26 protein-coding genes are annotated in these 26062 nt (G+C 63.7%); 14 read left to right on the top strand and 12 right to left on the bottom strand.

Annotated elements, in window-relative coordinates:
- The first annotated feature begins 7 nt into the window (after window positions 1–7).
- From QUH67_RS18920 to QUH67_RS18910, 3 genes are all read left to right on the top strand, one after another.
- Window positions 8–1327, top strand: coding sequence for a homoserine dehydrogenase (locus tag QUH67_RS18920; RefSeq protein ID WP_300940302.1), 1320 nt, complete (start codon window positions 8–10; stop codon window positions 1325–1327).
- A 77-nt stretch (window positions 1328–1404) separates the two neighbouring features.
- The gene (gene glpX, locus QUH67_RS18915) at window positions 1405–2406 is read left to right on the top strand and encodes a class II fructose-bisphosphatase (protein WP_300940300.1); all 1002 of its coding nucleotides are present in this window, start codon (window positions 1405–1407) and stop codon (window positions 2404–2406) included.
- A gap of 153 nt (window positions 2407–2559) precedes the next feature.
- Window positions 2560–3279, top strand: a complete 720-nt coding sequence (locus tag QUH67_RS18910; protein WP_300940299.1) for a haloacid dehalogenase type II — start codon at window positions 2560–2562, stop codon at window positions 3277–3279.
- Window positions 3280–3319: 40 nt separating this feature from the next.
- Here QUH67_RS18910 and QUH67_RS18905 read toward each other — a convergent pair whose 3' ends face one another.
- From QUH67_RS18905 to QUH67_RS18890, 4 genes are all read right to left on the bottom strand, one after another.
- A complete protein-coding gene (locus QUH67_RS18905; protein ID WP_300940297.1) occupies window positions 3320–5005 on the bottom strand; it encodes a methyl-accepting chemotaxis protein in 1686 nt (561 codons plus the stop codon).
- A gap of 181 nt (window positions 5006–5186) precedes the next feature.
- Window positions 5187–5468, bottom strand: a complete 282-nt coding sequence (locus tag QUH67_RS18900) for a hypothetical protein (protein ID WP_300940296.1) — start codon at window positions 5466–5468, stop codon at window positions 5187–5189.
- Window positions 5469–5772: 304 nt separating this feature from the next.
- Entirely contained in the window at window positions 5773–6021 is a 249-nt protein-coding gene (locus QUH67_RS18895) for a hypothetical protein (RefSeq protein WP_300940295.1), read from the bottom strand.
- Between the two features lie 40 nt (window positions 6022–6061).
- Window positions 6062–7156, bottom strand: a complete 1095-nt coding sequence (locus tag QUH67_RS18890) for a methyl-accepting chemotaxis protein (protein WP_407080335.1) — start codon at window positions 7154–7156, stop codon at window positions 6062–6064.
- Between the two features lie 306 nt (window positions 7157–7462).
- On the opposite strand from QUH67_RS18890, the gene recJ reads away from it, so the two are divergent.
- On the top strand, window positions 7463–9304 hold the full coding sequence (gene recJ / locus QUH67_RS18885) for a single-stranded-DNA-specific exonuclease RecJ (RefSeq protein ID WP_300940293.1): 1842 nt from the start codon (window positions 7463–7465) through the stop codon (window positions 9302–9304).
- 32 nt (window positions 9305–9336) lie between these two features.
- Window positions 9337–10143 carry a glucose 1-dehydrogenase gene (locus tag QUH67_RS18880; RefSeq protein ID WP_300940292.1) on the top strand — a complete coding sequence of 269 codons (807 nt, stop codon included), beginning with the start codon at window positions 9337–9339 and terminating at the stop codon, window positions 10141–10143.
- A 130-nt stretch (window positions 10144–10273) separates the two neighbouring features.
- Here the strand turns inward: QUH67_RS18880 and QUH67_RS18875 are convergent, their stop codons facing one another.
- On the bottom strand, window positions 10274–11509 hold the full coding sequence (locus QUH67_RS18875) for a lytic murein transglycosylase (RefSeq protein ID WP_300940290.1): 1236 nt from the start codon (window positions 11507–11509) through the stop codon (window positions 10274–10276).
- Between the two features lie 166 nt (window positions 11510–11675).
- On the opposite strand from QUH67_RS18875, the gene QUH67_RS18870 reads away from it, so the two are divergent.
- The gene (locus tag QUH67_RS18870; protein ID WP_300940288.1) at window positions 11676–12155 is read left to right on the top strand and encodes a carboxymuconolactone decarboxylase family protein; all 480 of its coding nucleotides are present in this window, start codon (window positions 11676–11678) and stop codon (window positions 12153–12155) included.
- Between the two features lie 69 nt (window positions 12156–12224).
- Here QUH67_RS18870 and QUH67_RS18865 read toward each other — a convergent pair whose 3' ends face one another.
- Together QUH67_RS18865 and QUH67_RS18860 are read right to left on the bottom strand one after the other, a co-directional pair.
- Window positions 12225–13193 (bottom strand): Bug family tripartite tricarboxylate transporter substrate binding protein, encoded by a 969-nt coding sequence (locus QUH67_RS18865; RefSeq protein WP_300940287.1) that lies wholly within the window; start codon window positions 13191–13193, stop codon window positions 12225–12227.
- Between the two features lie 5 nt (window positions 13194–13198).
- Window positions 13199–14038 carry a PhzF family phenazine biosynthesis protein gene (locus QUH67_RS18860; protein WP_300940286.1) on the bottom strand — a complete coding sequence of 280 codons (840 nt, stop codon included), beginning with the start codon at window positions 14036–14038 and terminating at the stop codon, window positions 13199–13201.
- Between the two features lie 215 nt (window positions 14039–14253).
- Here QUH67_RS18860 and QUH67_RS18855 point away from each other — a divergent pair, with 215 nt between their 5' ends.
- Window positions 14254–15054, top strand: a complete 801-nt coding sequence (locus QUH67_RS18855; protein WP_300940284.1) for an AraC family transcriptional regulator — start codon at window positions 14254–14256, stop codon at window positions 15052–15054.
- Here QUH67_RS18855 and QUH67_RS18850 read toward each other — a convergent pair.
- Both QUH67_RS18850 and efp read right to left on the bottom strand, forming a co-directional pair.
- Entirely contained in the window at window positions 15051–16616 is a 1566-nt protein-coding gene (locus tag QUH67_RS18850; RefSeq protein ID WP_300940282.1) for a M23 family metallopeptidase, read from the bottom strand. The genes QUH67_RS18855 and QUH67_RS18850 overlap by 4 nt on opposite strands.
- A 176-nt stretch (window positions 16617–16792) precedes the next feature.
- Window positions 16793–17359, bottom strand: coding sequence for an elongation factor P (gene efp / locus QUH67_RS18845; RefSeq protein WP_300940281.1), 567 nt, complete (start codon window positions 17357–17359; stop codon window positions 16793–16795).
- A 380-nt stretch (window positions 17360–17739) separates the two neighbouring features.
- Between efp and epmA the strand changes: the two genes are divergently transcribed.
- Genes epmA through QUH67_RS18825 form a run of 4 tightly spaced genes read left to right on the top strand, consistent with a single transcriptional unit; the run spans window position 17740 to window position 20383 of the window.
- Complete coding sequence (gene epmA, locus QUH67_RS18840) at window positions 17740–18792, top strand: EF-P lysine aminoacylase EpmA (protein WP_300940280.1); 1053 nt, start codon at window positions 17740–17742, stop codon at window positions 18790–18792.
- 8 nt (window positions 18793–18800) lie between these two features.
- A complete protein-coding gene (locus QUH67_RS18835; RefSeq protein ID WP_300940278.1) occupies window positions 18801–19895 on the top strand; it encodes a lysine-2,3-aminomutase-like protein in 1095 nt (364 codons plus the stop codon).
- 6 nt (window positions 19896–19901) lie between these two features.
- Window positions 19902–20108: a hypothetical protein gene (locus QUH67_RS18830; protein ID WP_300940277.1), complete on the top strand. Its 207-nt coding sequence runs from the start codon at window positions 19902–19904 to the stop codon at window positions 20106–20108.
- A 26-nt stretch (window positions 20109–20134) separates the two neighbouring features.
- Window positions 20135–20383 (top strand): hypothetical protein, encoded by a 249-nt coding sequence (locus QUH67_RS18825; protein WP_300940276.1) that lies wholly within the window; start codon window positions 20135–20137, stop codon window positions 20381–20383.
- Window positions 20384–20581: 198 nt separating this feature from the next.
- Here the strand turns inward: QUH67_RS18825 and QUH67_RS18820 are convergent, their stop codons facing one another.
- The 3 genes from QUH67_RS18820 to QUH67_RS18810 form a co-directional block, all read right to left on the bottom strand.
- The gene (locus QUH67_RS18820; RefSeq protein WP_300940275.1) at window positions 20582–20884 is read right to left on the bottom strand and encodes a hypothetical protein; all 303 of its coding nucleotides are present in this window, start codon (window positions 20882–20884) and stop codon (window positions 20582–20584) included.
- A 236-nt stretch (window positions 20885–21120) separates the two neighbouring features.
- Complete coding sequence (locus QUH67_RS18815) at window positions 21121–22209, bottom strand: 3-deoxy-7-phosphoheptulonate synthase (RefSeq protein WP_300940274.1); 1089 nt, start codon at window positions 22207–22209, stop codon at window positions 21121–21123.
- Window positions 22210–22560: 351 nt separating this feature from the next.
- Window positions 22561–23148, bottom strand: coding sequence for an HdeD family acid-resistance protein (locus QUH67_RS18810; RefSeq protein ID WP_300940273.1), 588 nt, complete (start codon window positions 23146–23148; stop codon window positions 22561–22563).
- A 347-nt stretch (window positions 23149–23495) separates the two neighbouring features.
- Here QUH67_RS18810 and QUH67_RS18805 point away from each other — a divergent pair, with 347 nt between their 5' ends.
- The 3 genes from QUH67_RS18805 (at window position 23496) to QUH67_RS18795 (ending at window position 25984) form a co-directional block, all read left to right on the top strand.
- Window positions 23496–24593, top strand: a complete 1098-nt coding sequence (locus QUH67_RS18805; RefSeq protein WP_300940272.1) for a hypothetical protein — start codon at window positions 23496–23498, stop codon at window positions 24591–24593.
- A 32-nt stretch (window positions 24594–24625) separates the two neighbouring features.
- Window positions 24626–24970 carry a DUF6881 domain-containing protein gene (locus QUH67_RS18800; RefSeq protein WP_300940271.1) on the top strand — a complete coding sequence of 115 codons (345 nt, stop codon included), beginning with the start codon at window positions 24626–24628 and terminating at the stop codon, window positions 24968–24970.
- A gap of 162 nt (window positions 24971–25132) precedes the next feature.
- Entirely contained in the window at window positions 25133–25984 is an 852-nt protein-coding gene (locus QUH67_RS18795) for a protein-L-isoaspartate O-methyltransferase family protein (protein WP_300940270.1), read from the top strand.
- The last annotated feature ends 78 nt before the right edge of the window (window positions 25985–26062 follow it).

The raw sequence follows: 26062 nt of genomic DNA, 5'->3' as shown, positions 1-26062 counted from the left end.
CTTATTCATGGTCGCACCCCTGAAAGTGGGTATCGCGGGGCTCGGCACCGTTGGCGCCGAGGTCGTACGCCTTATCGAAGCGCAGTCGCGGACGCTGTCCGAACGCTCAGGACGCGGCGTGAAGGTCGTGGCCGTGACCGCGCGTTCGAAAGCCAAGAAGCGTTCGCTGGACCTGCGCGGCGTCGACTGGGCCAAGAGCCCGCTGGCGCTGGCGACCGATCCTAATGTCGACTGCTTCGTCGAGCTGATGGGCGGATCCGGCGAGCCGGCCCTGTCGGCGATCGAGGCCGCGCTGAAGGCCGGCAAGTCGGTGGTGACCGCCAACAAGGCGCTGATCGCCAAGCACGGCGTGCGGCTGGCGAAGGCGGCCGAGAAGCACGGCGGCGCACTGAATTACGAGGCGGCGGTCGGCGCCGCCATTCCCATCATCAAGACCCTGCGCGAGGGACTCGCCGGGACCGGCATCAACCGCGTCTACGGTATCCTAAACGGCACCTGCAACTACATCCTGACCCGGATGGAGCAGGAAGGCCTGTCGTTCGCCGAATGCCTGAAGGACGCGCAGCGGCTCGGCTATGCCGAAGCCAATCCGTCGTTCGACGTCGACGGCCACGATACCGCGCAGAAGTTGGCGATTCTTGCCAGTCTCGCCTTCGGCACCAAGGTGGCGCAGAGCGCGGTTTATGTCGAAGGCATCTCCTCGATCGCGCCGGAAGATCTGCGCGCCGCCGAAGAACTCGGCTACCGCGTCAAACTGCTGGGGGTCGCCGTGCGGACCGCCAAGGGCATCGAGCAGCGCGTGCATCCGACCATGGTGCCGAAAACGTCCTCGATCGCGCAGGTGATGGGGGTCACCAACGCCGTCACCATCGACGGCGAGGGCATTCCCCCGATCACGCTGGTGGGACCGGGCGCCGGCGGGGCAGCGACGGCGTCCGCCGTGGTCGCCGACATCGCCGACGTGGCGCGCGGCATTCGCGCCAAGCCGTTCGGACGTCCGGTGGAGCGGCTGCGCGACACCACAAAAGCGCCGATGGAGCGCCACGAGGGCGGTTACTACATCCGCCTGATGGCGCGTGACCTGGCCGGCACCGCCGCCACCATCGCCACCCATCTCGCCAAGCAGAAGATTTCGCTGGAATCGATCGTGCAACGGCACCCCGAGGGCGTCGATGCGAACGGCTCCGCGAGAAAGGCCGCACCTGTTCCGGTCATTCTGATTACCTACGCAACGTCCGAGGACGCGGTCTATCGTGCGCTGGAGGCGGTGCAGCGCGATAAGGTGATCAGCGGCCGGCCGCAGGTGATACGGATCGAAAAGAACTAGCGCGCGTTCCGTTCGGATCGCGCCACAGGATTGATTGCGGCCGTGGGGCCGCCATGCAGGGTTAAGGGAGTAAGCCGATGTCGACCCATATTTCCGTTCCGCCGCAATTGTTGCTCGAGCGCATCTTGACGCTCGAAATCGTGCGCGTGACGGAGCGCGCCGCGGTTTCAGCGGCGCGACTGCGCGGCCACGGCCAGGAGAAGCCGGCCGACCAGGCCGCGGTCGACGCGATGCGCCGCGAACTCAACAAGCTGCCGATCGAAGGCACCATCGTGATCGGCGAGGGCGAGCGCGACGAGGCGCCGATGCTGTTCATCGGCGAGAAGGTCGGGCTCAACGCCGGCCCGCAGGTCGATATCGCGGTCGACCCGCTGGAAGGCACCACGCTGTGCGCCAAGAACATGCCGGGCGCGATTGCGACCATGGCGATGGCCGATGGCGGCACGCTGCTGCACGCGCCCGACGTCTACATGCAGAAACTCGCGGTCGGCCCGGGCTACAAGAAGGGTGTGGTCGAACTCGACGCGACGCCGGCCGACAATGTGAAGCGGCTCGCCAAGGCCAAGGGCGTCGAGCCCGCGGCGATCACGGTCTTGGTGCTCGACCGCCCGCGCCATGCCGACATCATCGCCAACATCCGCTCGACGGGTGCTGCGGTGCGGCTGATCACCGACGGCGACGTCGCCGGCGTGATCCATTGCGCCGACCCTGACAACACCGGCGTCGACATGTATATCGGCACCGGCGGCGCGCCCGAGGGCGTGCTGGCGGCGGCGGCGCTGCGTTGCATCGGCGGCCAGATGCAGTGCCGGCTGATCCTCGACAACGAGGAGAAGCGCGAGCGCGCGCACAAGATGGGCGTGATGGACCCGAAGATGATCTATGGCATCGAGGACATGGCGAAGGGCGACTGCCTGTTCGCGGCCACCGGCGTCACCACGGGCTCGCTGCTGTCGGGTGTCAAGTTCCGCAAGGACGGCGTAATCGAGACCGAGACGGTGGTGATGCGCTCGGTCACCGGCACGGTGCGCTACATCAAGGCCGAGCATAGGCAGCTCGATAAATTTCACCTGGATTGATGCTCCGTCATTCCGGGGCGCACGCAGTGCGAACTTTGATGTGCAATTGCACATCAGAGAATCCAACTATCCGCCGAGCAAGAAGAAAATTGGATTCCGGGTTCGATGCTGCGCATCGCCCCGGAATGACAACAAGAAAAAATGGAGGCGCGCATGTCCGACATATCCGCAGTGAAAGCCCTGGTGTTCGACGTCTTCGGCACCGTCGTCGACTGGCGCACCAGCCTGATCAATGATTTCACCAAATGGTCGAAAACCTCGGGCATCAAGGCCGACTGGACCGCGCTGGTCGACGGCTGGCGCGCGGTCTACGCCGCCTCGATGGACGAAGTGCGCAAGCATCCCGAGCGCGGCTACCAGATCCTCGATACGCTGCACCTGCAATCGCTGGAAAAGCTGGTCGCGCAGTTCGAGATCAAGGGCCTGAGCGAGGCCGACCTGCATTACCTGACGATGGGCTGGCACCGCCTCTATCCCTGGCCCGACAGCGTGCCTGGCCTGACGCGGCTTAAAACGAAGTACATCATCTCGCCGCTCTCCAACGGCAACGTCGCGCTGCTGACCAACATGGCGAAGTTCGCCGGCCTGCCGTGGGACCTCATCATGTCGGCCGAGCTGTTCGAGCACTACAAGCCCGATCCGGAAACCTATCTTGGCGCGGCAAACCTGCTTTGCCTGCCGCCGGAGCAGGTGATGATGGTCGCCGCCCACAACAACGATCTCAAGGCCGCGCAGCAAAATGGCCTGAAGACCGCCTTCGTTCCGCGGCCGACCGAATACGGCCCGCACCAGAAATACGACTTAGAGGCAAAAGGCGACTGGGACATCGTCGCCAAGGATTTTGGCGGCATTGCCGACAGGCTGGGCTGCTAGAGCGTCGTCCGGCGAGGGGATCGTTGGGGAAGCTCCGCGATCACGCGGACCGGACGTTGTCGAGAAACCGGGAGACTTCCGACTTCAGCCGGCTGCCGTCTCCCGCCAGCGTCTTGGCTGTCGACAGCAGATCAGAGGAGGCCGATCCCGTCGCCTGCGCGCCGCGCTGGACATCGAGGATGTTGGACGAGACTTGTTGGGTGCCATAGGAGGCCTGCTGAATATTGCGCGAGATCTCGAGCGTCGCGGTACCTTGTTCTTCCACGGCCGAAGCGATGGCCGACGATACGTCCGAGAGCTTTGCGATCGTCGCTGAGATATCCTTGATGGCGGTGACGGATTCCTGGGTCGCCGCCTGCACGCTTGATATCTGCTGGCTGATTTCCTCGGTCGCCTTGGCCGTCTGCTCGGCCAGCGCCTTGACTTCGGAGGCGACGACGGCGAAGCCGCGGCCCGCGTCGCCCGCGCGCGCCGCCTCGATCGTCGCGTTCAGCGCCAGCAGGTTGGTCTGGCTGGCGATCGTGTTGATCAGTTCGACGACATCGCCGATCCGCGTCGCCGCGACGGAAAGCTCGCCGACACGCTGTGTCGTCGAGTGAGCCTGATCGACCGCGTTGCTGGCGATCCGCGCGGATTCCTGCACCTGCCGGCTGATTTCATTGACCGAGGTCGAGAGTTCCTCTGTGGCCGAGGCGACGGCCTGGACGTTCACGGACGCCTCTTCGGACCCGGACGCAACCATCGTCGCGAGCTTTTCCGATTGAGACGCGGTCGAGGCGAGCGTATTGGCCGAGAATTCCAGCTCCGTCGAGGCAGACGAGACCGCTTGAACGATGTTACCCACGCTGGTTTCGAAGATGCTGGCCAGCCGATGCATCTCGGCCCTGCGTTGCTCCGCCGCCGCCGCCTCGTGCTGTAAGGTCCGTTCCAGTTCGTCGCGTGCTTTCTTCTCGGCGTTGCGCTGGACCAGTCCGACGGCGCCGGCGAGCTTTCCGATTTCGTCGACGCGGTCGCGACCGGGGATGGCGGTGCCGAGATCTCCGGCCGCGATGGCCGTGACGGCGTCGGTCAGGCGGACGACCGGGCGAACGGTTCCGAAGATGTTCGAAACGATGCTCAGCCCGATCACCGCCGCGCCGATGCCGCAGATAGCCCACGTCAGAATCGCAAACATCGAAATTCGCTGCGCAGCCGCGTCTTCGAGTTCCTTGTTGGATGCCTGCGCCTTCATCACGAGGTCGTCGATGATCGCCCGGTGAGCCGCGTAGGCCGATCCGAGACGGGCAAAGGCTTCGTTCGCCCTGGTGGTGTCCGATTTTTCCAGGGCCGGCATCAGGTCGCGATCGAGGATGGTCCAGAACTTCTGAACCTCCGCCTGCGAATCGACCGTGAGCCGATTCTTCATGTCATTGCGCAACTCGGACTTTGACCAGAAGCCTTGGCGATCCTCGAATTCCTTCCGAAGCTCGCCGAGCCGCTTCTTGTGAGCGGCCAGCGTCGTCGGATCCCGCATGGCCATCGACGATTCGAGATAGGCCTCGATGACATACATCGGCGGCGGCAGGATATCGGCAAGGAGATCCGCGCTGAGCTTGATGTCCGAATAGATGGGCCCGCCGACCCGTACCTGGCTGTTGGAATAGCTGCAGATGCCAAGGATCGACAGAAGCGAGAGCACGGTCAGGCAGCCGAACAGAATGACTTTCGTCAGCAGCGAAAATCTCATGGTCGCTCCAATGAAGCTGAAGATGATGCCTGGCATCGATGACGGCAGCTCGATTGCGGCGTGGGCGTCGAACCGCTCCGTCCGCCATTCGACCGGGTAAAAATTGCATAGGAATATTTATAGTTTACGGATTTCGGTTCCGGTAAGAACACGGGCGCTCTTCATACGGCGACCCACAGCGTCATCTGGGTCGGCTCGAGCCAGTCTGGCGCTTCGGCATCGCCCTTCGTTTGCCTTCAACCAGAGACGGCATCGACAGTGTCTCGACGGTTCGCGCCAGCCGTTCGACCGCGGGAGCGATCGTCTGACGGGCGTGACCGCTGAAGCCGAGCACCAACGCCGAGCGCGGCGGCGCCGCGAGATAGAGCCGGCTCATCGGCCGGACGACGACACCGTGCTGGCGTCCGGCGCGCTCGATTGCGGTGTCGGAAAGGCCGCGCCGCGTGATGGCAACGAGGTGCATGCCCTGGTCCGGCGCCGTGACCAGTTCGTCGCGCTGAGCCTTGTAAAGCGCCCGCAGAGCGAATGACGGGCAAGGAAATGGCGCTGCCGCCGCTCTCCGGCAGTGGCTCCCGATCGACCGGACCAAAACGCCGAACGCGGGGCCGTGAGCGCGTGCCTGATGTCGAACTCGGTCGCCGCGACGTGTAACGCATCCGCTGAACGATGACCTCGTAATCGGTCACACGGTAGATAAGGGCAAGGGCTGAGGGTGAGCCGCCGTACACCTGGGAGATCGGTCGCTTGCCCTGCGCAGGGGTGCTGCTTCAGCAAACGGACAAGGGTTTGAATTCTCTCGCGCACATCAGGATCAAGCGCATCTGCTCGTCTGTGGCAAACTCGCTTCGCGAAATCTCGGCATCTGCTTCGGCAAGGTCGGCGCGTTCCTCCGGCGTCAACCGAAGCATGGGTTGCTCTTCGCCGGCCACCTGCAAAAGCAGACGCGCGAGTTCGTCCTGCTCGTCGGCAGGCAAGCCGCGTACACTGTCGATCGCGTGTTCCAGCAGTTTGGTCATTGCAAGAAGATAGGCAATTCCCCGGCGGAAGGGAATTTGCCTACCCCGCGCCGCCCTGGATCACGCCGTACCAGCCGAGGCCCTTGTACGTCTCGTAGCCCGGTGTCGCATGGAAGGCGACCAATGCGCCGGAGCGGTCCTGCGAGAAGCCGGAGCGACGTCCTTCCAGCGGAAGCGAGACGCGTTCGGTGAGCAGGCCCTGACCGTCGGAGGCCGCGATCACCCGGAAATTCGAGTCGACCAGCAGCACGCGCGCCTTGTCGGCGGCGCCGACGCGCACGCCCTGGACGATGGCGCGGGCCTGCGGTTCCCAGTCGAAATGCACCGCCAGCACGCCGGTCGGCTTGCCGTTGGCCTTGCCGCCCTCGCGGACGCTGGCGCAGTACGTCACAACCTGGGCGTTACCGAGCAGGGGCTGGCATTCGACGTCGCCGACGGCATAATCGTCGCCGGAGCGCAGGACCCGCGCGGCACGAAACCATTTGGTGTGCGCCACGTTCTGGCCGACGACGCCAAAGCGGTCGGCGCGGCCATTGGCAATCACTTTGCCTTCGAGATCGCACAGCCATAGATCGAGATAGACGGTGTAGGCGCCGAGGATTACGGACATCCGCTCCGAGGCATGGGCGACGGCGGCAGCGCCCGGTACGGCCGCGCAATCGACGACGGCGGAGTCGGTCGCCCACCAGCGCACGTCGCAGGTGCGCTCATAGAGGTTGCGGTCCATCAGCTCGATGGCGTTCAGTGACAGATCCACCATGCGCTCGCCGCGCGAGCGGTCGGCCATCTGCGCGATCGAGGTCATCAGATTGCCGGTGCGGTTGGTGAGCTGGCTTTCGAGTTCGCGGGCGATGGTCTCGACCTGCTGGCCGACATTGCGGACTTCCTGCGCCACCACGGCGAAACCGGCGCCCTGCGCGCCGGCGCGCGAGCTTTCGATCAGCGCGTTCAGCGCCAGCATCTTCATCTGGTTGGTGATCTTCTGGATCGACTTGGTCTTCTCGCAGGCGACCTGGTTGACCTCGGCGGTCAAGCGGGCGATCAGCGTGGAAACGTCGGCCTCGTCCTCGGTGCCCGCCGCGTTGGCGGACTGTTTTGCGATCATTGCGGTTTGAGAGCGAAGCGCGACGGACATTTGGCGGAAGTTCCTCAGTCTTTGTGCGGTTGCTGATCTTCTTCTGATCGGCGGGACTCAAAGTGACGCTGTCTGACTCCTTTGTCGGGGATCATGGCTAACGATTGGTTTAATTCCCCGAGCCGATAGGTAGTATTCCGGGGACAAGCTGCATCTTCTTTGTGCAAGTCGCTTTTCTCGGCATAGACTCGGCGTGGCGGCAGCGGCGTCGGGCAGGCTTGCTGCGATTCGTATGCCGCCGCACTGCGCGACTGCCCGTCTTTGCGTTGCCGAGGAGCCGCATTTTCCCTATGTCTCGAAGGCACCATGACGCTTCCCGCATCCGCAATTCCCGTTGAACAGCCGCCGGCATTTCTTGGCGTGTCGCGTTCGGCGACCGGCAAATTGTGGCGCGACCGGCTCGACGCGCGGGGCGCGGCGCGGGCGCTGGCGATCACGCAGCGCTACCAGTTGCCGGAGATGCTGGCGCGCGTGCTGGCGGGCCGCGATGTCGGGATTGACGAAGTCGAGGACTTCCTCGACCCGACCATCCGCAAGCTGATGCCCGACCCCTACACCGTGACGGCGATGGAGACGGCGGCCAAGCGCATGGCCGAAGCGGCCGTGCGCGGCGAGAAGGTCGCGATCTTCGGCGATTACGACGTCGATGGCGCCACATCGGCTGCGCTGCTGGCGTGGCACCTGCGCCATTGCGGGCTCGATCCGCTGATCCACATTCCCGACCGCATCTTTGAGGGCTATGGCCCCAATGTCGACGCGGTGCGCGGCCTCGCGGCCAAAGGTGCGACGCTGCTCGTCACCGTCGATTGCGGCACCACCAGCCTCGAGCCGCTGGCGGAAGCGCGCAAGCTCGGCATGTCGGTCGTCGTCATCGACCATCATCAGACCGGCGACGAATTGCCCGAGGTCGATGCGCTGGTGAACCCGAACCGGCCGGATGATCTTTCCGGCCTCGGCCATCTCGCTGCCGTCGGCCTGGTGCTGATCACGCTGGTGGCGGTGAACCGCGAATTGCGCGGCCGCGGCTTCTGGAATCCGGAGCGGCCGGAGCCGGATCTTTTGGGCATGCTGCACCATGTGGCGCTCGGCACCGTCGCCGACGTCGCGCCGCTGACGGGGCTCAATCGCGCCTTCGTCGCCAAGGGGCTGATCGCGATGCGCCGCCGCGACCATGTCGGCCATACCGCGCTGATGGACGTGGCGCGGCTCAACGGCCCGCCCGAAGCCTGGCACCTCGGCTTCATGCTGGGGCCGCGCATCAATGCGGGCGGCCGGATCGGGCGCGCCGATCTGGGCGTGCGGCTGCTGCTGGAAGGCGACGTCTCGGAAGCCGCGCGGATCGCCGCCGAACTCGATCGCCTCAACAGCGAGCGCCGCCTCATCGAGCAGGCGGCGGAAGCGCAGGCCGAGGCCGAAGCGCTGGCGTCGCTCGGGCTCGAGGACAAGGGTGCGGTCATCGTCACCGCCGCCGAGGGCTGGCATCCCGGCATCGTCGGCCTCGTCGCCTCGCGGCTGAAGGAGAAGTTTTCGCGGCCGGCCTTTGCGATCGCGCTGGAGCCGGGCGGCATCGGCACCGGCTCGGGCCGCTCGATCTCGGGCGTCGATCTCGGCAAGGCGGTGCGGCAGGCGGTGAAGGAAAAACTGCTGATGAAGGGCGGCGGCCACGCCATGGCCGCGGGCGTCACGCTGCGCAAGGAGAAGCTTGCGGAGTTTCGCGCCTTCATGGAAAGCGCGCTGGCCGCTGATGTCGCCAATTCCCGTCACGAGCACGAGCTGTTCATCGACGGCGCGGTGAGCGCGCGCAGCGTGACCGTGGCGTTCGCGACGATGCTGAACCGCGCCGGGCCGTTCGGCGCCGGCAATCCGGAGCCCGTGATCGCGTTGCCGGCGCACCAACTCGTCTATGCCGACGAAGTGGGACAAGCGCATCTGCGCCTGCGCTTCAAGTCCGGCGACGGCGCCATCGTCAACGGCATCGCGTTTCGCGCGCTCGGGCAAAAGCTCGGCGACGCGCTGACGCAGAATCGTGGCCAGCCGCTGCACGTGGCGGGCTCGCTCGCGGTCGATCGCTTTCAGGGTTCGGAACGCGTACAGTTGCGTGTGACTGACGTCGCGGTGCCGGATCCGGGACCGGCCGTGATAAGATAATTCGACAACCAAGAACAACAAAGGGAGTGGAAATGGCAGGGCAGGTTGAGGGCAAGGTCGCGCTGGTGACGGGTGGCGCGTCGGGGATTGGCGAAGCGGTTTGCGAATTGCTGGCGCGGGAGGGCGCCTCGGTGGCGGTCACCGATGTCGACGATTTGAAGGGGCCCGAAGTCACGGCGCGGATCAAGAAGGCCGGCGGCGAAGCGACCTTCTGGCATCACGATGTCACCAGCGAGGAACGCTGGATCGAGGTCGTCGCCGACGTCATGAAGCGCTACGGCCGGCTCGACGTGCTGGTCTCGAATGCCGGCATCGGCATTGCCGTGCCGACGATCACCGAGATGTCGCTAGCCGACTGGCGGCGGCAGACCGCGATCAATCTCGACGGCGTTTTTTTGTCGGTGAAGCACTGCCTGCCGCCAATGCGCAAGACCGGTGGCGGCTCGGTCATCATGATGTCCTCGCTGGCGGGCCTTCGCGGCGCGGCCGGCCTGTCCGGCTATTGCGCCACCAAAGGCGGCGTGCGGCTGTTCGCCAAGGCGATCGCGATGGAATGCGCCACGTTCGGCGACGGCATCCGCGTCAACTCGGTGCATCCCGGGATCATCGACACGCCGATCTGGGGCAAGATCCCGACCGAGGCGGCGGGCGCCGGACAGAACGCGCCGATCGATCCGGAAGAGCGCGCGAAGATGGCGACGCCGCTGGGGCGGGCCGGGCATGCGGAAGAGATCGCGCAGGGCGTGCTGTATCTGGCGTCCGATGCTTCGCGCTACGTGACGGGGACGGAACTCGTCATCGACGGCGGGATGAATGCGGGTGGAATAGCGCGGAGGTAGCGATCCGTCATTGCGAGCGCAGTTCGGATGATGGGTTGAGCTCTTCGCGAAACCCATCATCGCTCCGCGCAAGATTTGATGGGTTTCGCAAAGAGCTCAACCCATCCTGCACCATGACCGAGTGTGGCAGCTACCCGCCCTGCCTCAACCGCGCGAGCACCTTGAGCCCGCCGTAACCGTCGGCCGGCAACAGCCCCATCTTGGTCTGATAATCCTTCACCGCCTTCATGGTGTCGTTGCCAACGCGGCCGTCGGTGCCGCCGGTGTCGAAGCCGGCTTTTGTCAATCGCGTCTGCACCTCCTGCACTTCCGCAAGCGTCAGCGCGCGTTCGGAGCCGGGGAAGGGCTGGATGAAGGGCGGCGCGCCCAGGATGCGGTCGCCGAGATGGCAGATCGCCAGCGCGTAGTTCATCGACGGGTTGTAGCTTTTCACCGAATAGAAATTCGGGCCCAGCAGGAATGACGGACCGCCGGCGACCGGCACCCACATCTGCGCGAAAGCGTTCGGCTGCGGGAACGGTTTTCCGTCGGCGCGCGTGACGCCGGCGCTGGCCCACGCCGCGTAGGTCCGGCTGCCGCCTGAAGCGCCCGCGGAGGCGCGGACCTCATAGCCCCAATGTTCGCCGCGATGATATTTGCCGCGGTTGAGCAGGTAGCGCGCGCTGGAGCCGAGCGCATCGTCCGGCTTGCCGAACGGCGAGACGCGACCGTCCCTGTCGTAATCCATGCCGACATTGAGCCAGACTTCCGGCATCCATTGCGTATGCCCCATGGCGCCGGCCCAGGATCCCCGCATTTCCTCCGGCGTGCCCCAGCCGCGGTCGACGATTTTCAGCGCATTGATCAGTTCGGTTTCCCAATAGGCGCGGCGGCGCGGCTCGTTCCAGGCCAGCGCCGCCAGCGATGGAAAAATCGGCCGCATATGGTTCTGCTGCACCAGCGGATCGCCATAGGCGGATTCAACGCCCCACAGCGCCAGCAGCGTGCCGCGCTCGACGCCGAAATCCTGCTCGATGCGCGTGAACAGCGCGTCGTGCTTCTTCAGCGCCTCGCGGCCGTTGATGATGCGCCAGTCCGAAGCTCGGCGGTTGACGTATTGCCAGATCTGTTCGTTGAATTCCGGCTGCTTCTGCATCTGCCGGAACACGCTCATGTCGGGCTCGATGCGGCCCATCACCCGCGTCCAGGTCGCATCCGAAATGCCCTTTGCCAGCGCGCGCGCACGAAAATTGGCGCGCCACGCGTCGAAGCCGGGCGGGGCCGCGGCCAGCGCGGAAAGCGGCGTGGCGAGGAGGGCGCCTGCGCCGAGGCCGGCCTGCAGCAGGCCGCGGCGGGTCGGAGCGTCAAGGGAATCAAGCTGTTTCATGCCGGCCATTGTAGCGGGGCGACGGGCCTGCGCCAAAAGCCAAGACGCCGCGGGAACCGCAATTTTGCCGCCGATCAGGGTCGATTTTGCTGGACAGCCCGGCCATGGACGGGGTGCGCGGGCTTCCTATAATGACAAAAATGCCGACAACGAAAGGCCTCAAGAAATGACGCATGCTCGCAAGGAGTACAAAGACTTCATGTCGCTGGCGCCGGACGCCTACGCCGCCGTGCTGGCGCTCGGGCAGGTCGCGGCCAAGGCCGGCATGGACAAGCAACTGCTCGAACTGATCAAGCTGCGTGCCTCGCAAATCAACGGCTGCGCCTTCTGCGTGCAGTTTCACATCCTGGAGGGCGAGAAGCTCGGCGTGCCCACCGACAAGCTCAACCTGGTGGTGGTCTGGCGCGAGGCGCCGCAGTTCTCGCCGCGCGAGCGCGCCGCACTAGCCTGGACCGAAGCGCTGACCCTGATCAGCGAAGGCGTCAGCGACGAGGTCTATGCGCAGGCGAGCGCGGAGTTTTCGGACAAGGAACTTGCCTATCTGACGTCGGCAGTCGCCTCGATCAATACCTGGAACCGGTTCGGCGCGGCGTTCCGCTGGACGCCGCCGGCGCGGAAGCCGGCCGTGGGCGCGGCGGCGTCGTGAGACAGCAGGCCGAAGTCGCGGTTCAGGCGGCGGATGCGCAAAGACCGAAGGGCGGTATCGGATGTTCCGTTAGTTCGGCTTTGCCCCCGTTGCACGCAGCAAGGTCTGCCATTTGGTGATTTCCTCGCCGACAAACTTGTCCGTTGATTCCGGTGTCGAATTTCGCGAGACGGTCATGCCAAGCTCTGAGAGCCGCGTGGCCAAACCCGGCTCCGCAAGCGTGGCATTGATCGCCGAATTCAGGATGGCAATACTTGTCGATGGCGCGCCTGCGGGGGCCAGAACGGCGTTCCATGTGTAGGCTTCGTAGCCTGGCAGGGTTTCGGCGACCGTCGGCACGTCCGGAAGCGCAGCGAGGCGTTGCAAGGTCGTCACGGCAAGGGCGCGTACCGATCCGCTTTTTACCTGCTGTATGGCCGTGGCTGCACTGTCGATGACGATATCGAGCGTGCCGCCGATCAAATCGGTCACCGCAGGTCCGCTTCCCCGGTAAGGGACATGCTGAAGATCAATCTTGGCGACGCTCTTCAACAGCTCGGCGGCCAGGTGCTGCGCCGAGCCAATGCCCGCTGATCCATAGGTGAGGCCGCCGGGCCGCTTCCGCGCCAGCTCCAGCAGCTCGGGCAATGTCGAGGCCTGAACGTCTTTATTGACGAGAACGACCTGCGGAACGATGCCGAGCAGAGCCACCCCGCGCAAGTCCTTCAACGGGTCGAACGCAAGGTTGGCAAACAGAACCGGGTTAACGGCATGAGCAACGGTGGCAACAAGGAACGTGTGACCGTCCTTCGCCGTCGCTACTCTGGTCGTGCCGACCACGGTGCCGGCGCCGGTGACGTTTTCGACGATCACGCGTTGTGGAAACTTGCTGGAGAGTGCATCCGCCAGCAGTCTGACTGCGACATCCGTGGGTCCCCCGGCGGCGTAGGGAACGACGAGGTGCAGCGCGGTTGCGGGCCATGACGTGATTTGCGCGAAGGCAGGCGAGAGCCCGGCCGGCATGAACAGGGCAGTCATCAGAAAAGAGCGGCGGTCCATAGGCCTTATCCTTCCATCAGTTCGACATGGCCGGAGAGCCAGCACTGATTGTTTCGAAAGGTGACGAAAATCTTCGAAGGCCGGCCCATCGTGTCGCCTTGATGTACGGTCACCCTTGTGCTGGATGTCACGCCTAACTGGCGCAGTCCGGATGCAAGCGCTGTCGCCGCAATGCCTGTGGCCGCGTCTTCCGGATATCCGGACGATTTTGGAAATTGTCTGGCGGCAAGCGTAGCCGTTGCTCGATCGACAATCGCAAAAGGATAGAGCCCGGTTGAGCCGATCGCGCCGCAGACCTCGGATATCCCTGAAAAATCAGGCGTGATCGAATCCAGGATCGCGCGGGAGCGTACAGGCACGAGCGTCTTGGTCCGGCTCGTCATCGCATTCATAACCGGAAAGTCCTCGAGGTCGGATGTGCGTAACCCGAGCACATCGAGAATGGCGGTCGGCTCGTCGACGGGTTCGCAGCGTCCGGCCGGCTGACTGATGGCAGGTCCCTCTTCGGTCATCCGCGCGGTAACGATCCCCGAAAGGGTCGCAATCGTCAGTTCCGGCCCAGGGTGAAGTCCAAGGTGTTTTAGAAGCCAGACCGTGCCCAGCGTTGCGTGACCGCACATCTCCATCTCATGGTTGGGCACGAAAAATCGGAGGGAAAGATCGCAGCCGTCGCGGCCGGGCAGGACGAAGGCGCTCTCGTGCCCGTAATGTGCCGCCAGTTCGCGCATGGCCGCCGCCGTCATTAAGGATGCATCGAGCACGACCGGCGCGGGATTGCCTCCGCCCGGACCGTTGCGGAACACGTTGACGATGAAGACATCTGGATTTTGGCCGGCGCGTATCATGGCCCGACATTGACAGAGGCGCCCAGCGCCGGCGCGTCCTGCCGGGCCTTCCAGTGCGACCCATCGGGCCATGCGCGTGGGGCGCTCACAGGCCGCGGTGCCCGTAGCTGGACAAGGTCAGCCGTGATAAAAATCGAACCGTGCTTCGATCGTATGACCAGATCCGCCTGGATGTGCCGGCGTCGCGCCTGTTGGCCGCGGGCGAGCGATGCTTCATGGTCGACGGCGGCGGCCAGCGTTACCGAACGCAATGGCACTGGCACGATTGCGCGATGATCCTGCTGCCGGTCAGCGGCTCGGTGGAGTTCAGAGACGAATCCCGGCATGCCGGAACATGGCTCGCCCAGGACCGCTTCGTCGTCGTGCCCAAGACCCGGATGCACGAAACGACGGCCGGGACGGGACATCGGCACCTCGCGGTCTATGTTTCGGATGCCCTGATTGCGGGAGCACAGGCGTCCCTTGGCACGCTGACGCGGCTGGACCAACCTGCGGGCGGCGCTGTTGTCTTCCCGGTCACGGCCGACATTCGCGCCTTGCAACGCCTTTGCTCGGCGGCGGGCGGCGAAGTCTCGAACGCCGGGCTGACGGCTCCTCATCTGGCCGCTGCATTGCTTTTCCGCCTTCTCGCTCATATCGAGCGAACCGAGCCGCTCCCGGACGCCAGCACGCGCGATTACGGCGAAATGCTGATGTCCGATGTCCGTTCCTTCATCGACGAACGCATCGCTGAAGATGTGTCGCTGGATGCGATTGCGCAGAGATTTGGCCTCTCTAGAAGACACCTGACGCGACGCTTTCGGCAGTGGTCCGGCGTCTCGATCGCAGGGTATCAGGAGCGGCAGAGAATCCGCCTGGCCGAAGAGATGCTGATCGAGACGACGTTGCAGGTCGGCGAGATCGCCTGGCGTGTCGGCTTCGAGTCCGGATCTGCACTGGCCAGGGCGATGCGCAGGGCCACGGGTCATTCCCCCCGCGAACTACGCGCGCGACAGCGCAACAGGCGCCTCGACTAGTTCTCCCGGCCTTCGCCTTGCCGTGCGCTATGGCGCAGCACATTGTGCGGCATAGTATGCGCCACGGCGGCGGTGGCCGGCGGGTCGGTGCCGATCTCGCGGCCGCGGCCGCGGATCAGGCGTTCATAGGATGCGATCAGCGTCGTGTAGGGATTGACCCAGATCCAGCCGTCGCGCGTGAACACCTGAATGTCGAAGTGCAGGTGGTACGAAGTGCCGTTCGGAAAATCGAGATAGTTGGAGACCACGCCGATCTTTTCGCCCTCGGCGACGCGACGGCCGTTGAGAACGCCGTCCGCATCCATGGCCGACGGGTGCATGTGCATGTAGCGAAAGCGGATGTGCTCTTTGCCTGTGTTGATCTGCAGCGTCGCCGCCTGCTGTTTGGGCGAGCGGATCAGGACGCCGTCGCGGACGGCCACGACGACCTGCTTCCGCGGATGACAGGCGCTGTCGTTGCCGCTGTTCGGCGCGCAGGGCGCGGGGCGGATGTCCTGGCCCTGATGCCCAAAACCGGCGGCGCATTGGCCGACCTGAAAACTGCGGGCCTCGCAAAAACTGTCGCGCCAGGGATAGACGCCGCGGCCTGCCGCCGAATTCTTCCCGCCAAAGGATTGCGAGCGGATGGCGGCGGGGAATTTTTCCAGCGGAAAACGGATTTGCGAATAGGCGACGGAATCGGCGCGTCCGCCGCGTCGGCGCACGCTGCTGCGCGCGATGATGTCGCCAACGGGGTAATAGCTGAAGTCGGGCGAAGCCGCCGCCGGGCGTTCGGCGATCTCGGACGGAATGTCACGGCGCGGCGCGGAGGGTTGCCCGCCCGTGATGCGCAAGGCTTTCAGGAAACGCTCGGCAACGGGGTAGGCCTCGCGGCAGGCCAGCCGCCGCGGGCGTGGCGCGGAGTCGAGGCACTGGATCGACACCACATAGGGCACGCCGAAGCGCGTGAAGGCGTAGCGCACATAGCCTTCGCGAATGAAGCGGCGGATGTCGGGAAACTGCGCCGCCAGCGCCTTTACCGGCTCGCCCTTGCCGCCGAGCGGATCGGCGAGATCGTAGACGAGGATCGAGCCGGTGATCTGCACCTCGACCGGCCTGTCGAAAATTCGTGACGGACCCGCGCCCGCCGGCAGCGAGAACACCGCATCGTAGCCGGCGGGACCGGCATGCAACATGTCTGCGGGACGGAAGTCGGCCTGATAGCGCGACAGCGGCAATGGCGCGCCCTCGGCCTCATCTTCGAGATAGCCCGCGGTATCGAACGGCAACAGCACCGGCACCGGGCTGCGTCCGATCCCGGTAAAGATTTTCGCGTTGATCGCGTTCAGCTGCACCAGCGCGGGCATCGCGCGCGGATCGGACGCCGGCCCGCGTCGCTGGGTCGCGAAGCTGAACCGGGAGGCGATCGCCGGACGGGGTGCGATCTCGTTGCGGAGTTGATCGAGCGCCGCCCGCCATTCGACGCGGACGGATGAGATCGACGGTGTCCTGAACGGTTCGGCGGCGGCGCCGGCGAGGCCGGCGGAGAGCAAACAAACGACCGCCAGCCAACGCGTGAGCAAGCGGACAGCCACCCTGTTCAATGCAATTGCCCCCAGGCGTACCCGGATTTCAAAAAAGACCGGTCTTGATCCAACAGAACCGCTGCTTAAAATCGCTTGATTATGGTGCGCGCTCTTCACGCGCACCATTACGCACTTTGCTTCAAATACCGTCGGGCGCGCCGTTCGTCCTCGGCTCAATCCTTGGCGCGTTCGACGTAGGAGCCGTCCTCGGTCATGACCACGATCCGCGTTCCGGTACCGATATGCGGCGGCACAGCGGTGCGCACGCCGTTCGACAGAATAGCAGGTTTATAGGAGGAAGACGCGGTCTGACCCTTGGTGACCGGCTCGGTCTCCACAACTTCCAGCGTCGTACGCTGCGGCAGCTGGATCGCGACCGGATTCATGTCGTGCAGCGACAGTTTGACGGTCATGTTCTCCTGCAGATAGGGCGCGGACGAACCGACGATTTCCTTGGAGACCTGGACCTGGTCATAGGTCTCGTTGTTCATGAAATGAAAGCCGTCGGCATCTTCGTACAGGTAATTGAAATTGTGATCCTCGACGGTGGCCTTCTCGACCTGGTCGGTGGTCTTGTAGCGTTCCGAAATCTTCACGCCATCGCCGATCCGTCGCATTTCGATCTGGCTGACCGGCGTTCCCTTGCCGGGATGGATGTTTTCGGCGGTGAGGACGACGTAGAGCTTGCCGTCCTGCTCGATGACGTTGCCCTTGCGGATTGAACTGGCGATGACTTTCAAAGCGGTTTTCCTGAATTTCTGGCCCCGGCAATCCGGACATCGGCGTCCGTGCGGCCAAAGGGGCGGTTTCGGGCTGCAACATACTGATTTTGCCCGTCGATGCCAGCGTTTTGCCGCCATATCGGGCGGCATGGCTAAGGGCCGCAATGGCCCTGTTTTGCTCGGGTATTGCCCGATCCGCCGTCGAAATGGACCGCTATTGCGCAATGGACAAGCGGAGCCGGTTTCGCCATGACAGGACGGAGCCCACGCGGGTTCTAAGCCATGTCGCTTTCATACCCCAAACAAAGTCGAACGATTTCAATGCTGTTTTCCGGTTCCTGGAACGCTCTGTTGGGCTCGGCGAAACGTCCGGCGCGGCTGCGCGAGGATCGGGGCTGATGGCCGGGATGGACCAGCCGTCGCCCTGGTGGTCGCCCGCGCGGCATGCCGACCGGAGACCATTTCTGCTGGCGCGAGGTGCGATTACGCGCGCGGTGCGGGCCTGGTTCGATGCGCAGGGATTTACCGAGGTCGAGACGGCCATCTTGCAGGTATCACCGGGCAATGAGACGCATCTCCATGCGCCGCGCACGGAACTGACCGGCGGCGACGGCGCGCGCGCGACGCGGTACTTGCGAACGTCACCGGAGTTTGCCGCCAAAAAACTGCTCGCCGCCGGTGAGGCCAGGATTTTCGAGCTCGCACGCGTGTTCCGCGACCGCGAGCGCGGCGACCTGCATCTGCCGGAATTCACGATGCTCGAATGGTACCGCGCGGAAGCGAGTTATGATGCGGTGATGGCCGACACCTTTGCGGTGATCGCATACGCCGCGCAGGCGACCGGGATCGGCCTGTTCTCGTTCCGCGGCAAGCTGGCCGATCCGTTTGCGGAGCCGCATATGCTGACGGTGGCCCAGGCATTCGAACGCTTTGCCGGGATCGATCTGCTGGCCACCATCGTCCGCGGCGCGGGTGACCGCGCGGCGCTTGCGGCGGCGGCGCGTGAGCGGGTACGGATCAGCGATGACGACACTTGGTCGGATATTTTCAGCAAGGTGCTGGTCGAGCATGTCGAACCGAACCTGGGGCAGGGGCGTTTGACCGTGCTATTCGAATATCCGGCGCCGGAGGCGGCGCTGGCGCGCACCAAGGCGGCCGATCCACGGGTGGCCGAACGGTTTGAGGTCTATGCCTGCGGCGTCGAGCTCGCCAACGGGTTCGGCGAACTGACGGACGCGGCCGAGCAGCGCCGCCGTTTCACCGCCGACATGGACGAGAAGGAGCGCCGCTACGGCGAGCGCTATCCTCTCGACGAGGAGTTCCTCGCCGCCGTCGCCGCGATGCCGCCGTCGAGCGGCGTGGCGCTCGGCTTCGACAGGCTGGTGATGCTGGCGGCAGGTGCGCTGCGGGTCGATCAGGTGGTATGGACGCCGCCGGCGGGAGAGACTTAGACAGAGCGATGAACAGGATCGATCCAAAACTGGCAGCCACGCTGCGGCAACCTGCCGACCTCGTCGCGCGCGGCCTGGCGAAAACAGCCGATCTGGCCGATCTCGAACGGGTCGCGGCGCGCTATGCGGTTGCCGTGACGCCCGAGATCGCCGGGTTGATCGACACCGAAAATCCTGACGATCCGATCGCGCGGCAATTCATTCCAAGCGCGCTGGAACTGGTGGGCGCGCCGGGCGAAAATGCCGATCCGATCGGTGATGACGCGCATTCGCCCGTTCCCGGCATCGTGCATCGCTATCCCGACCGCGTGCTGTTCAAGCTGGTGCATGTCTGCGCGGTGTATTGCCGGTTCTGCTTCCGCCGCGAAATGGTCGGTCCCGGCAAGGAGAGCGCGCTTTCGGAGGCGGCCTATCGCGACGCGCTGGACTATATAAGCGGGCATCGCGAAATCTGGGAAGTGATCCTGACCGGCGGCGATCCGCTGATGCTGTCGCCGCGGCGGCTGGCCGAGATCATGGCCGACCTTGCGGCCATCGATCACGTCAAGATCGTCCGCATCCACACCCGCGTGCCGGTGGCGGCGCCGGCGCGCATCGATGCGGAGATGGTCGCGGCATTGCGCGTCGCGGGCGCGACCACCTGGATCGCGGTTCATGCCAACCATCCGCGCGAATTGTCCGATACCGCGCGCACGGCCTGCGCGCAGCTTGCGGATGCCGGCATTCCGCTGGTCAGCCAGACCGTGCTGCTGCGCGGCGTCAATGACGATGCGGCCGTGCTGGAAGCCTTGATGCGGGCCTTCGTCGAGAACCGGATCAAGCCGTATTACCTGCACCATGGCGACCTCGCGCCGGGGACGGCGCATCTGCGCACCAGCATCGCGGAAGGTCAGGCGTTGATGCGCCGCCTGCGCGGTCGCGTCTCCGGCCTGTGCCAGCCGGAATATGTGCTGGATATTCCCGGCGGCCATGGAAAGGCGCCGATCGGCCCGCATTATTTGTCGCAGGACGGTTCGCAGGGATGTGAACCGGGCCAGGGCGAAACGGGATATCGTGTCACGGACTATTGCGGCGACGTTCACCTCTATCCGCCAAAGCCGTGAGCTGCGATGGCGGAGAACGATGAGGGCAAGCGGGAGCCGCCGGAAGACGAGAGCCATCGCGGCGTTGAGAATGCCGTATTGCTCGGCTTCTTCGTGGTGCTGGTGGCGGCCGGAATCTGGTTGCTTGGCACGATGGCCGATGTACGAAAGGCGCAGGACTGCGCCGGCCAGGGACGTCGCAACTGCGCGACGATCGACGTGCCGGCGCGATGACAGAGAAAGAGAACGGGAGAACAAACATGCGAACGACGATCCTCTCGATGGCACTGGTCGTCCTGATCGGCGGGGCGGATGCGTTGGCGCAGGGCTCCTCGTCGGTTCAGAAGAATTCCGGCGGTAGCGGCGCGGCGGTCCGGACGCCGGTCGGTAACCGGCAGCCGCGTCCGAGCGACCTGCCGAACCAGAAGAACCTGAGCGACCCAAGCACGCCGACCAAGGAAGACCTGGCGCTCGACCGCAAGATCAAGAGCATCTGCCGCGGCTGCTAGCCGAGCTCTTGCCGACATGAAGGCCACGAGCGTCCGCCACGCCTTGCGCTCGACCGCGGGCATGATGACAGTCGGCAAGCAGCCGCGCATGCGGCTGGGATCAAAATATCGAAAACAACCCCATGCAAAGTAGAAACGGGGGGGTGCATGCTGTGAAGAAAGATACTTTGATTCAATGGCTTGTGTGGCTTTCCGGTTCTAATAGTCAAGGTCCGACATAAACGTCGTGTTGACGATTTCGAACTCGGACTCGCGCCACTCCTTGAACAAGGCCGCGCGCGTCCGACGGTGCGTTGCCGCGTCTGATGTCCTGCATGCCACGGCATGATGATCGATCCCGGAAATCTCCAGCAGTGTATCGAAGCTGGCCTGACGATCCTCGCGGTTCTCGACCTCGGCGAAGTAGATCGTATGATCGAATTTTCCCATCGCCCAGCAAAACTGGACGCGATCCTGCGCGGCGCTAAAGGCAACATTCGGGACCAGCAGCGCTGCGATCAAAAGCAGTAGAGCGGTCGGGGCATTTCTGTTCGATATCTTTGGCGTCATCGCAAACCTTTCTGGGTGTGTCCGCTGCGGTCGAGCGGGCCTCACCGTTGGCAGGAACGTATATTGCGATGCGACACGTCTTCGTGTGACGTAAGCCACAGCCGGCACGATTTTGTCCTGGCACGCGGCGGCTCTGACGTGAGCAGGGCGCGCCGGTCGCGCGTCCCTGCTTCATTATCTCCGGTCGACTACGCCGAACGCTCCTCCGGCACCTTGCTTGACTTCGCCTTGCGCCGCGCCGCCACCGCATCGGCCAGCACGTTCAGCGCGGACACCGTCGTGTCCCAGTCGATGCAGCCGTCGGTGATGCTCTGGCCGTAGACCAGCGGCTTGCCCGGGATGACGTCCTGGCGGCCGGCGACCAGGTTGCTCTCGATCATGACGCCGGTGATGCGCTGCTCGCCGTTCGCAATTTGCCGCGCGATGTCGGCCACCACCAGCGGCTGGTTCTCCGGCTTCTTGGAGCTGTTGGCGTGGCTGGTGTCGATCATCAGCCGCGGCGCGACGCCGGCGCGGATCAGTTCGCGGCACGCGGCCTCGACGCTGTCGCGGTCGTAGTTCGGCTGGTTGCCGCCGCGCAGGATGATGTGGCAGTCCTCGTTCCCGGTGGTCGCCGCGATCGCCGAGCGTCCGCCCTTGGTCACCGCCATGAAATGGTGCGGATGCGAGGCGGACTTCACGGCATCGGCCGCGATGCGGATATTGCCGTCGGTGCCGTTCTTGAAGCCGACCGGGCAGGACAGGCCGGACGCCAGCTCGCGATGGATCTGGCTCTCGGTGGTGCGCGCGCCGATCGCGGCCCATGCCATCAGGTCGGCGATGTACTGCGGCGTCGTCATGTCGAGGAATTCGGTGCCGGCCGGCAGGCCGAGATTGTTCACCGCCGAAAGCACGTTGCGCGCCAGCCGCAATCCCTTGTTGATGTCGAAAGAGCCATCGAGGTTGGGATCGTTGATCAGCCCCTTCCATCCCACCGTGGTGCGCGGCTTCTCGAAATAGACCCGCATCACGATCTCGAGGCGGTCGGCGAGCTGTTCGCGCAAGGCGGCGAGGCGCTCAGCGTATTCGACGGCGGCCACGGGATCGTGGACCGAGCAGGGACCGACCACGACCAGCAGCCGGTCGTCCGTCCCGTGCAGGATGGCATGGATGGCGTTGCGCGCCGCCATCGCCACCCGCGTCGCGGTGAGCGTGCGCGGGATCTCGCCCATCACCTCCTGCGGGGTGCTCAGTTCTTTCAGTTCGCTAATTCGAAGGTCGTCGGTGGTGCTCAGCACGGCTATGGCTCCTGTTTGTGTAAGAACCTGCCGGCCAATAAAAAAGCCGCCAGGATCTGGCGGCTGTTCGGATGTTTTGGCTTCAATTCGTCAGATTGAGCGCGATCCTCCCACCGCCAGCGAGCTGTCGTAGCTAAAATACCAATAGCTGTTGGCGGCGATCATGATCATGGCGGGCTCTATAGCGCAGCGGCCGGGGCTTGTCACCCCCTGGAGCCTTTTCCGCTCCGATTGCATCGGAACGGGCTCCAGGTTTTGGTTTGACGCGTTTTCTAGACGCGAGCCGGTCCCCACCCCCGGATCAAGTCCGGGGCAGGCTTTCGCTTGAAAGCGCTCTCTAATCCGCCGGGCTCAGGACGCCTTGCGGGCCGCCAGCGCCATGCCGACCAGCGACGCGCCGCCGAGCACGAGATTGATCCCGACCAGGAGGCCGATCGCCCATTGCGACGTCTCCGGGAGCCCTGCGACGATGATGAAGGCGATCACGAGGTCCATGATGCCCGACATCACGAGCCAGCCCCAGCGCTCCGACAATTCGCGGCGGTGCTCCAGCGCATACATGATGGTGACGACGCCCTCGGCCAGGAAATAGGCGCCGACCACGATGGTGAGCGTGACGATGCCCTGAACGGGGTTGGCGAGCAGCATGCCGCCGGCCAGCACGGCCAGCGCGGCCGAAAACAGCGACCACCAGAAGCCCGGCATCTGCCGCGCCCAGTACGTGGCGAACAGCCCGACGACGCCGCTGATCAAGAACATCCAGCCGAGGAAGATGGCAGTGGCCAGACTCGCCAGCGGCGGCACGATCATCGCAGCCAGCCCGAGCAGCGCGAGCACGATGCCCTCGAACAGGAATGCCTTCCAGTGCTCTTTCACGGCGGCGTTCATCTGCGATTGCAGTTTGGCGATGTCCGGAGGGGTGTCTTGAGGAAGGGTCACTGGGAACTCCCGATGCAGGGCCGTGCTGATTAAACCAATATAGCGCGTGTACCACCAGCTTGCGAAATTTTGTTTGCGGGCCATGTTGAGCGAGATCAACGACGGAATGCGCGGACGTTCACCCGGGCCGAACCACGATTGGATTTCGCCCGGCGCGGACAGCTTCGGCCTGATGTGCATCCGCTACCCCAACCGGAGCGCTTCGCTTAGCCGGTATGATATCGCGGCCGGCGCTGCTCTCGCGTTGACGGTTCTTGGCTAAAGTGCGTGCCCCGTTCTCGATTGACGCGATTATCTGTTGAAATATATACTTTTGGTTGTGACTTTATCTCGGGGAGAGACAGTCCATGTTGAAAGCAACAGCTATGCTGGTCGTGCTGACCGTCCTTACTAGCGTTGATAGTCACGCGCAGGAAGCGGAAGGCCCAGCCGTCGACGCAAAATTGAGTCAGATCGGGGACGTTACGATTATAGCTGACACAGCTAAACTGGTTGCCCAGGCACAGCAAGAGATGTCCAAGGACGTCGATGAGAAGCAGAGAGCGCGCGAGTTCAAAAACATCCGATTGTTGCGTCTTCGGCTCAACAAAAGATCATTGGAGTTAAGAGCTCTCCTTGAAAGTTTTCGGCAATACAAGCTCTCTTTAGCTTCTCAACTCCAACAAATGCAGAACTCGATTCAGTCGGGCTCCTCAAACAAATTGCAGGCCGAGCTACTCGGCGTTGAACAAGAACGATTGAAGCAACAAATCGAAATTAAGAGGACCGATCTTGAAGCATTAAAGAAACGATCGGAGAGCATTTCCGAGTCCGAGAAGCGAGCACTCAGTACCGAAATCGCCGAGACAGAATTGGATTTGAAACAGAGACAGGCGCAACTTCCTCTCTTTGAGCAAAAGAAGGCGGAATTATTGAGCGCCGGCACCACAACTCAGAAGGAAATGGATGACCTAAACGGCACTCTTCGGAAAGTCGATGCGGTTATTGCTCTCGCGCAGACCACATTGCGAAATCTGGACCAATCGTTAGTTGAGATGGACGAGCAGTCGAACTCTTTGCTGCAAACGGAAATTCTGAGCATCGGTTATACGGATAGGTCAACCTACATCTTCGCGATATTGGTAGGTGCGGTGATCATTGGTTTCTTTGGAGTCGCGTTCAGGTCGCCAAAGGTACAGGAGGCAATCTTTACCGGAGAATCTGGTATTCAGTTTATTACGCTATTCTCGCTAGTAATTGCCATCATCCTCTTCGGGGTACTGAAGATCCTTGAAGGCAAAGAGCTGGCTGCACTCTTGGGTGGCCTTTCGGGCTACATTCTCGGACGCCACTCCGCACAACGAGAATCCGGTGCAGCTCAAGATGGTGCCCCGGTTGGAGGGCCCGCCACAGGGGTTCCCGCTGCATCGTCTATTGGAGGAACCGGTACCATCAAAGGCACTTAGTAGGTGGACACGTTGATCGCAGGATATCGGACGTGACCCGTAGCCCCGCTAAATCTGAGCTGCCTGGACCACCACAGCTTGGTCCGCCCGCAAGCTATTTTTATGGCGTCTGGATCGACGCGACGGAGGATGAACCGCGCGAATATTATGATGAGTTGGACGCATCCCGGTGGTCGATTCGATGCGTCAGAAAATATCGTGACGGACGATACGAAGCATACAGCTACGCCAGCGAAAATTGGCGGGACGTGATGCCCGAAGCTTCGATCCCGCTGCTCGCGGACATCAACGCGCAGGAAAATGTCTCTGTGAAAGAAATCTCGAAGGCCGAGTTTGATGCCGTCTGGGATCAAGCGAACCGATCACCGGCCACGTAGTATCCGCCGGTGAGAAGTGCTCCGGACCCCAGTGCAAATGTCCGTTCTTGACGGGCCTCAGCGGACACGGTCGCCGGGTTTACAAGACGTTCTCGGTGGCAAGCCCTGTCGTCGTATAAAAGCCAGTCCGCGTTTTTTAGCGCAGATCGAAGAGGTCACACGGTGGATGACTCGGAAAAATATCGCTCATTCTTTGCCAAGCTCATTTGCACCGCAGCCGGGCTCGAAGATCCACGTATCGAGGAGGCGTTTCGCACGGTGAAACGCGAGCCTTTCGCGGGACCGGGGCCGTGGTCGGTGGGTGTGGGCGGCCACCCCTATGTGCAGACGCCTGACGACGACCCCGCATTTCTCTACCAAGACCTCTTGCTCGCGCTGGATCGCGAGCGCGGAATCAATATCGGGATGCCCGGCGTGCATGCCCTTTGGCTCGGAGCCTGCAACATCAAGCCGGCCGAGACCGTGGTGCAGGTTGGAGTGGGCAGCGGCTACTATACCGCGATCCTCGCGCATCTCGTCGGCGCGGACGGCCGGGTCTACGGCTATGAAATCGACGAAGGATTGGCGGCACGCGCTCGCGAGAATCTCAGAGACGTGCATCAGGCGGAGGTGCGAACGCAATCGGGCGTCGCGTCGAACCTGCCGCAAGCGGACGTGATCTACGTTTGTGCTGGCGCCGCGCAGCCGAGCCGCGCGTGGCTCGACGCATTGCGTCCGGGAGGGCGCCTGTTGTTTCCGCTCGCTCCCCAGGATGTCTTCGGCGGCATGTTGCTGATCACACGGCCCGACCAAGGCTCCTCCTGGCCAGCGAAGTTTGTCAGTCGCGCCGCCTTCATCGGCTGTGTGGGTCTCCAGGACGAGGAAGCAGGCCGTCGTTTGAAGGAGGCGTTTTCGAAGAATTGGAACAGGGTGCGTTCGCTTCGCCTCGACCGATCGCCCGATGAAAGCTGTTGGTTTGCGGGTGACGGCTGGTGGCTTTCCACGGCGGAGACGCCAGCGATCGCTCCGGCGTAGCCTTGCGGCATGGAGGCCGGCTTCCCGCCTATCGCCGACACCCTCGCACCCCACGGTACGCATCTCCGGCGTCTAAAT

The sequence above is a fragment of the Bradyrhizobium roseum genome, assembly GCF_030413175.1.
Taxonomy (GTDB): domain Bacteria; phylum Pseudomonadota; class Alphaproteobacteria; order Rhizobiales; family Xanthobacteraceae; genus Bradyrhizobium; species Bradyrhizobium roseum.
This window is presented reverse-complemented; position numbering and strand designations above follow the sequence as displayed.

Excerpts from the sequence above, each read along its gene's own strand:
- recJ (WP_300940293.1), top strand. The coding sequence starts at position 7,463 with ATGACGCTTCCCGCATCCGCAATTCCCGTTGAACAGCCGCCGGCATTT.
- QUH67_RS18835 (WP_300940278.1), top strand. The coding sequence starts at position 18,801 with ATGAACAGGATCGATCCAAAACTGGCAGCCACGCTGCGGCAACCTGCC.
- QUH67_RS18900 (WP_300940296.1), bottom strand. The coding sequence starts at position 5,468 with ATGCACCTCGTTGCCATCACGCGGCGCGGCCTTTCCGACACCGCAATC.
- QUH67_RS18860 (WP_300940286.1), bottom strand. The coding sequence starts at position 14,038 with ATGATACGCGCCGGCCAAAATCCAGATGTCTTCATCGTCAACGTGTTC.
- epmA (WP_300940280.1), top strand. The coding sequence starts at position 17,740 with ATGGCCGGGATGGACCAGCCGTCGCCCTGGTGGTCGCCCGCGCGGCAT.
- QUH67_RS18875 (WP_300940290.1), bottom strand. The coding sequence starts at position 11,509 with ATGAAACAGCTTGATTCCCTTGACGCTCCGACCCGCCGCGGCCTGCTG.
- QUH67_RS18805 (WP_300940272.1), top strand. The coding sequence starts at position 23,496 with ATGTTGAAAGCAACAGCTATGCTGGTCGTGCTGACCGTCCTTACTAGC.
- QUH67_RS18855 (WP_300940284.1), top strand. The coding sequence starts at position 14,254 with ATGGTCGACGGCGGCGGCCAGCGTTACCGAACGCAATGGCACTGGCAC.
- QUH67_RS18830 (WP_300940277.1), top strand. The coding sequence starts at position 19,902 with ATGGCGGAGAACGATGAGGGCAAGCGGGAGCCGCCGGAAGACGAGAGC.
- QUH67_RS18880 (WP_300940292.1), top strand. The coding sequence starts at position 9,337 with ATGGCAGGGCAGGTTGAGGGCAAGGTCGCGCTGGTGACGGGTGGCGCG.
- glpX (WP_300940300.1), top strand. The coding sequence starts at position 1,405 with ATGTCGACCCATATTTCCGTTCCGCCGCAATTGTTGCTCGAGCGCATC.
- QUH67_RS18890 (WP_407080335.1), bottom strand. The coding sequence starts at position 7,156 with ATGTCCGTCGCGCTTCGCTCTCAAACCGCAATGATCGCAAAACAGTCC.
- QUH67_RS18865 (WP_300940287.1), bottom strand. The coding sequence starts at position 13,193 with ATGGACCGCCGCTCTTTTCTGATGACTGCCCTGTTCATGCCGGCCGGG.
- QUH67_RS18920 (WP_300940302.1), top strand. The coding sequence starts at position 8 with ATGGTCGCACCCCTGAAAGTGGGTATCGCGGGGCTCGGCACCGTTGGC.
- QUH67_RS18910 (WP_300940299.1), top strand. The coding sequence starts at position 2,560 with ATGTCCGACATATCCGCAGTGAAAGCCCTGGTGTTCGACGTCTTCGGC.
- QUH67_RS18825 (WP_300940276.1), top strand. The coding sequence starts at position 20,135 with ATGCGAACGACGATCCTCTCGATGGCACTGGTCGTCCTGATCGGCGGG.
- QUH67_RS18895 (WP_300940295.1), bottom strand. The coding sequence starts at position 6,021 with ATGACCAAACTGCTGGAACACGCGATCGACAGTGTACGCGGCTTGCCT.
- QUH67_RS18870 (WP_300940288.1), top strand. The coding sequence starts at position 11,676 with ATGACGCATGCTCGCAAGGAGTACAAAGACTTCATGTCGCTGGCGCCG.
- QUH67_RS18905 (WP_300940297.1), bottom strand. The coding sequence starts at position 5,005 with ATGAGATTTTCGCTGCTGACGAAAGTCATTCTGTTCGGCTGCCTGACC.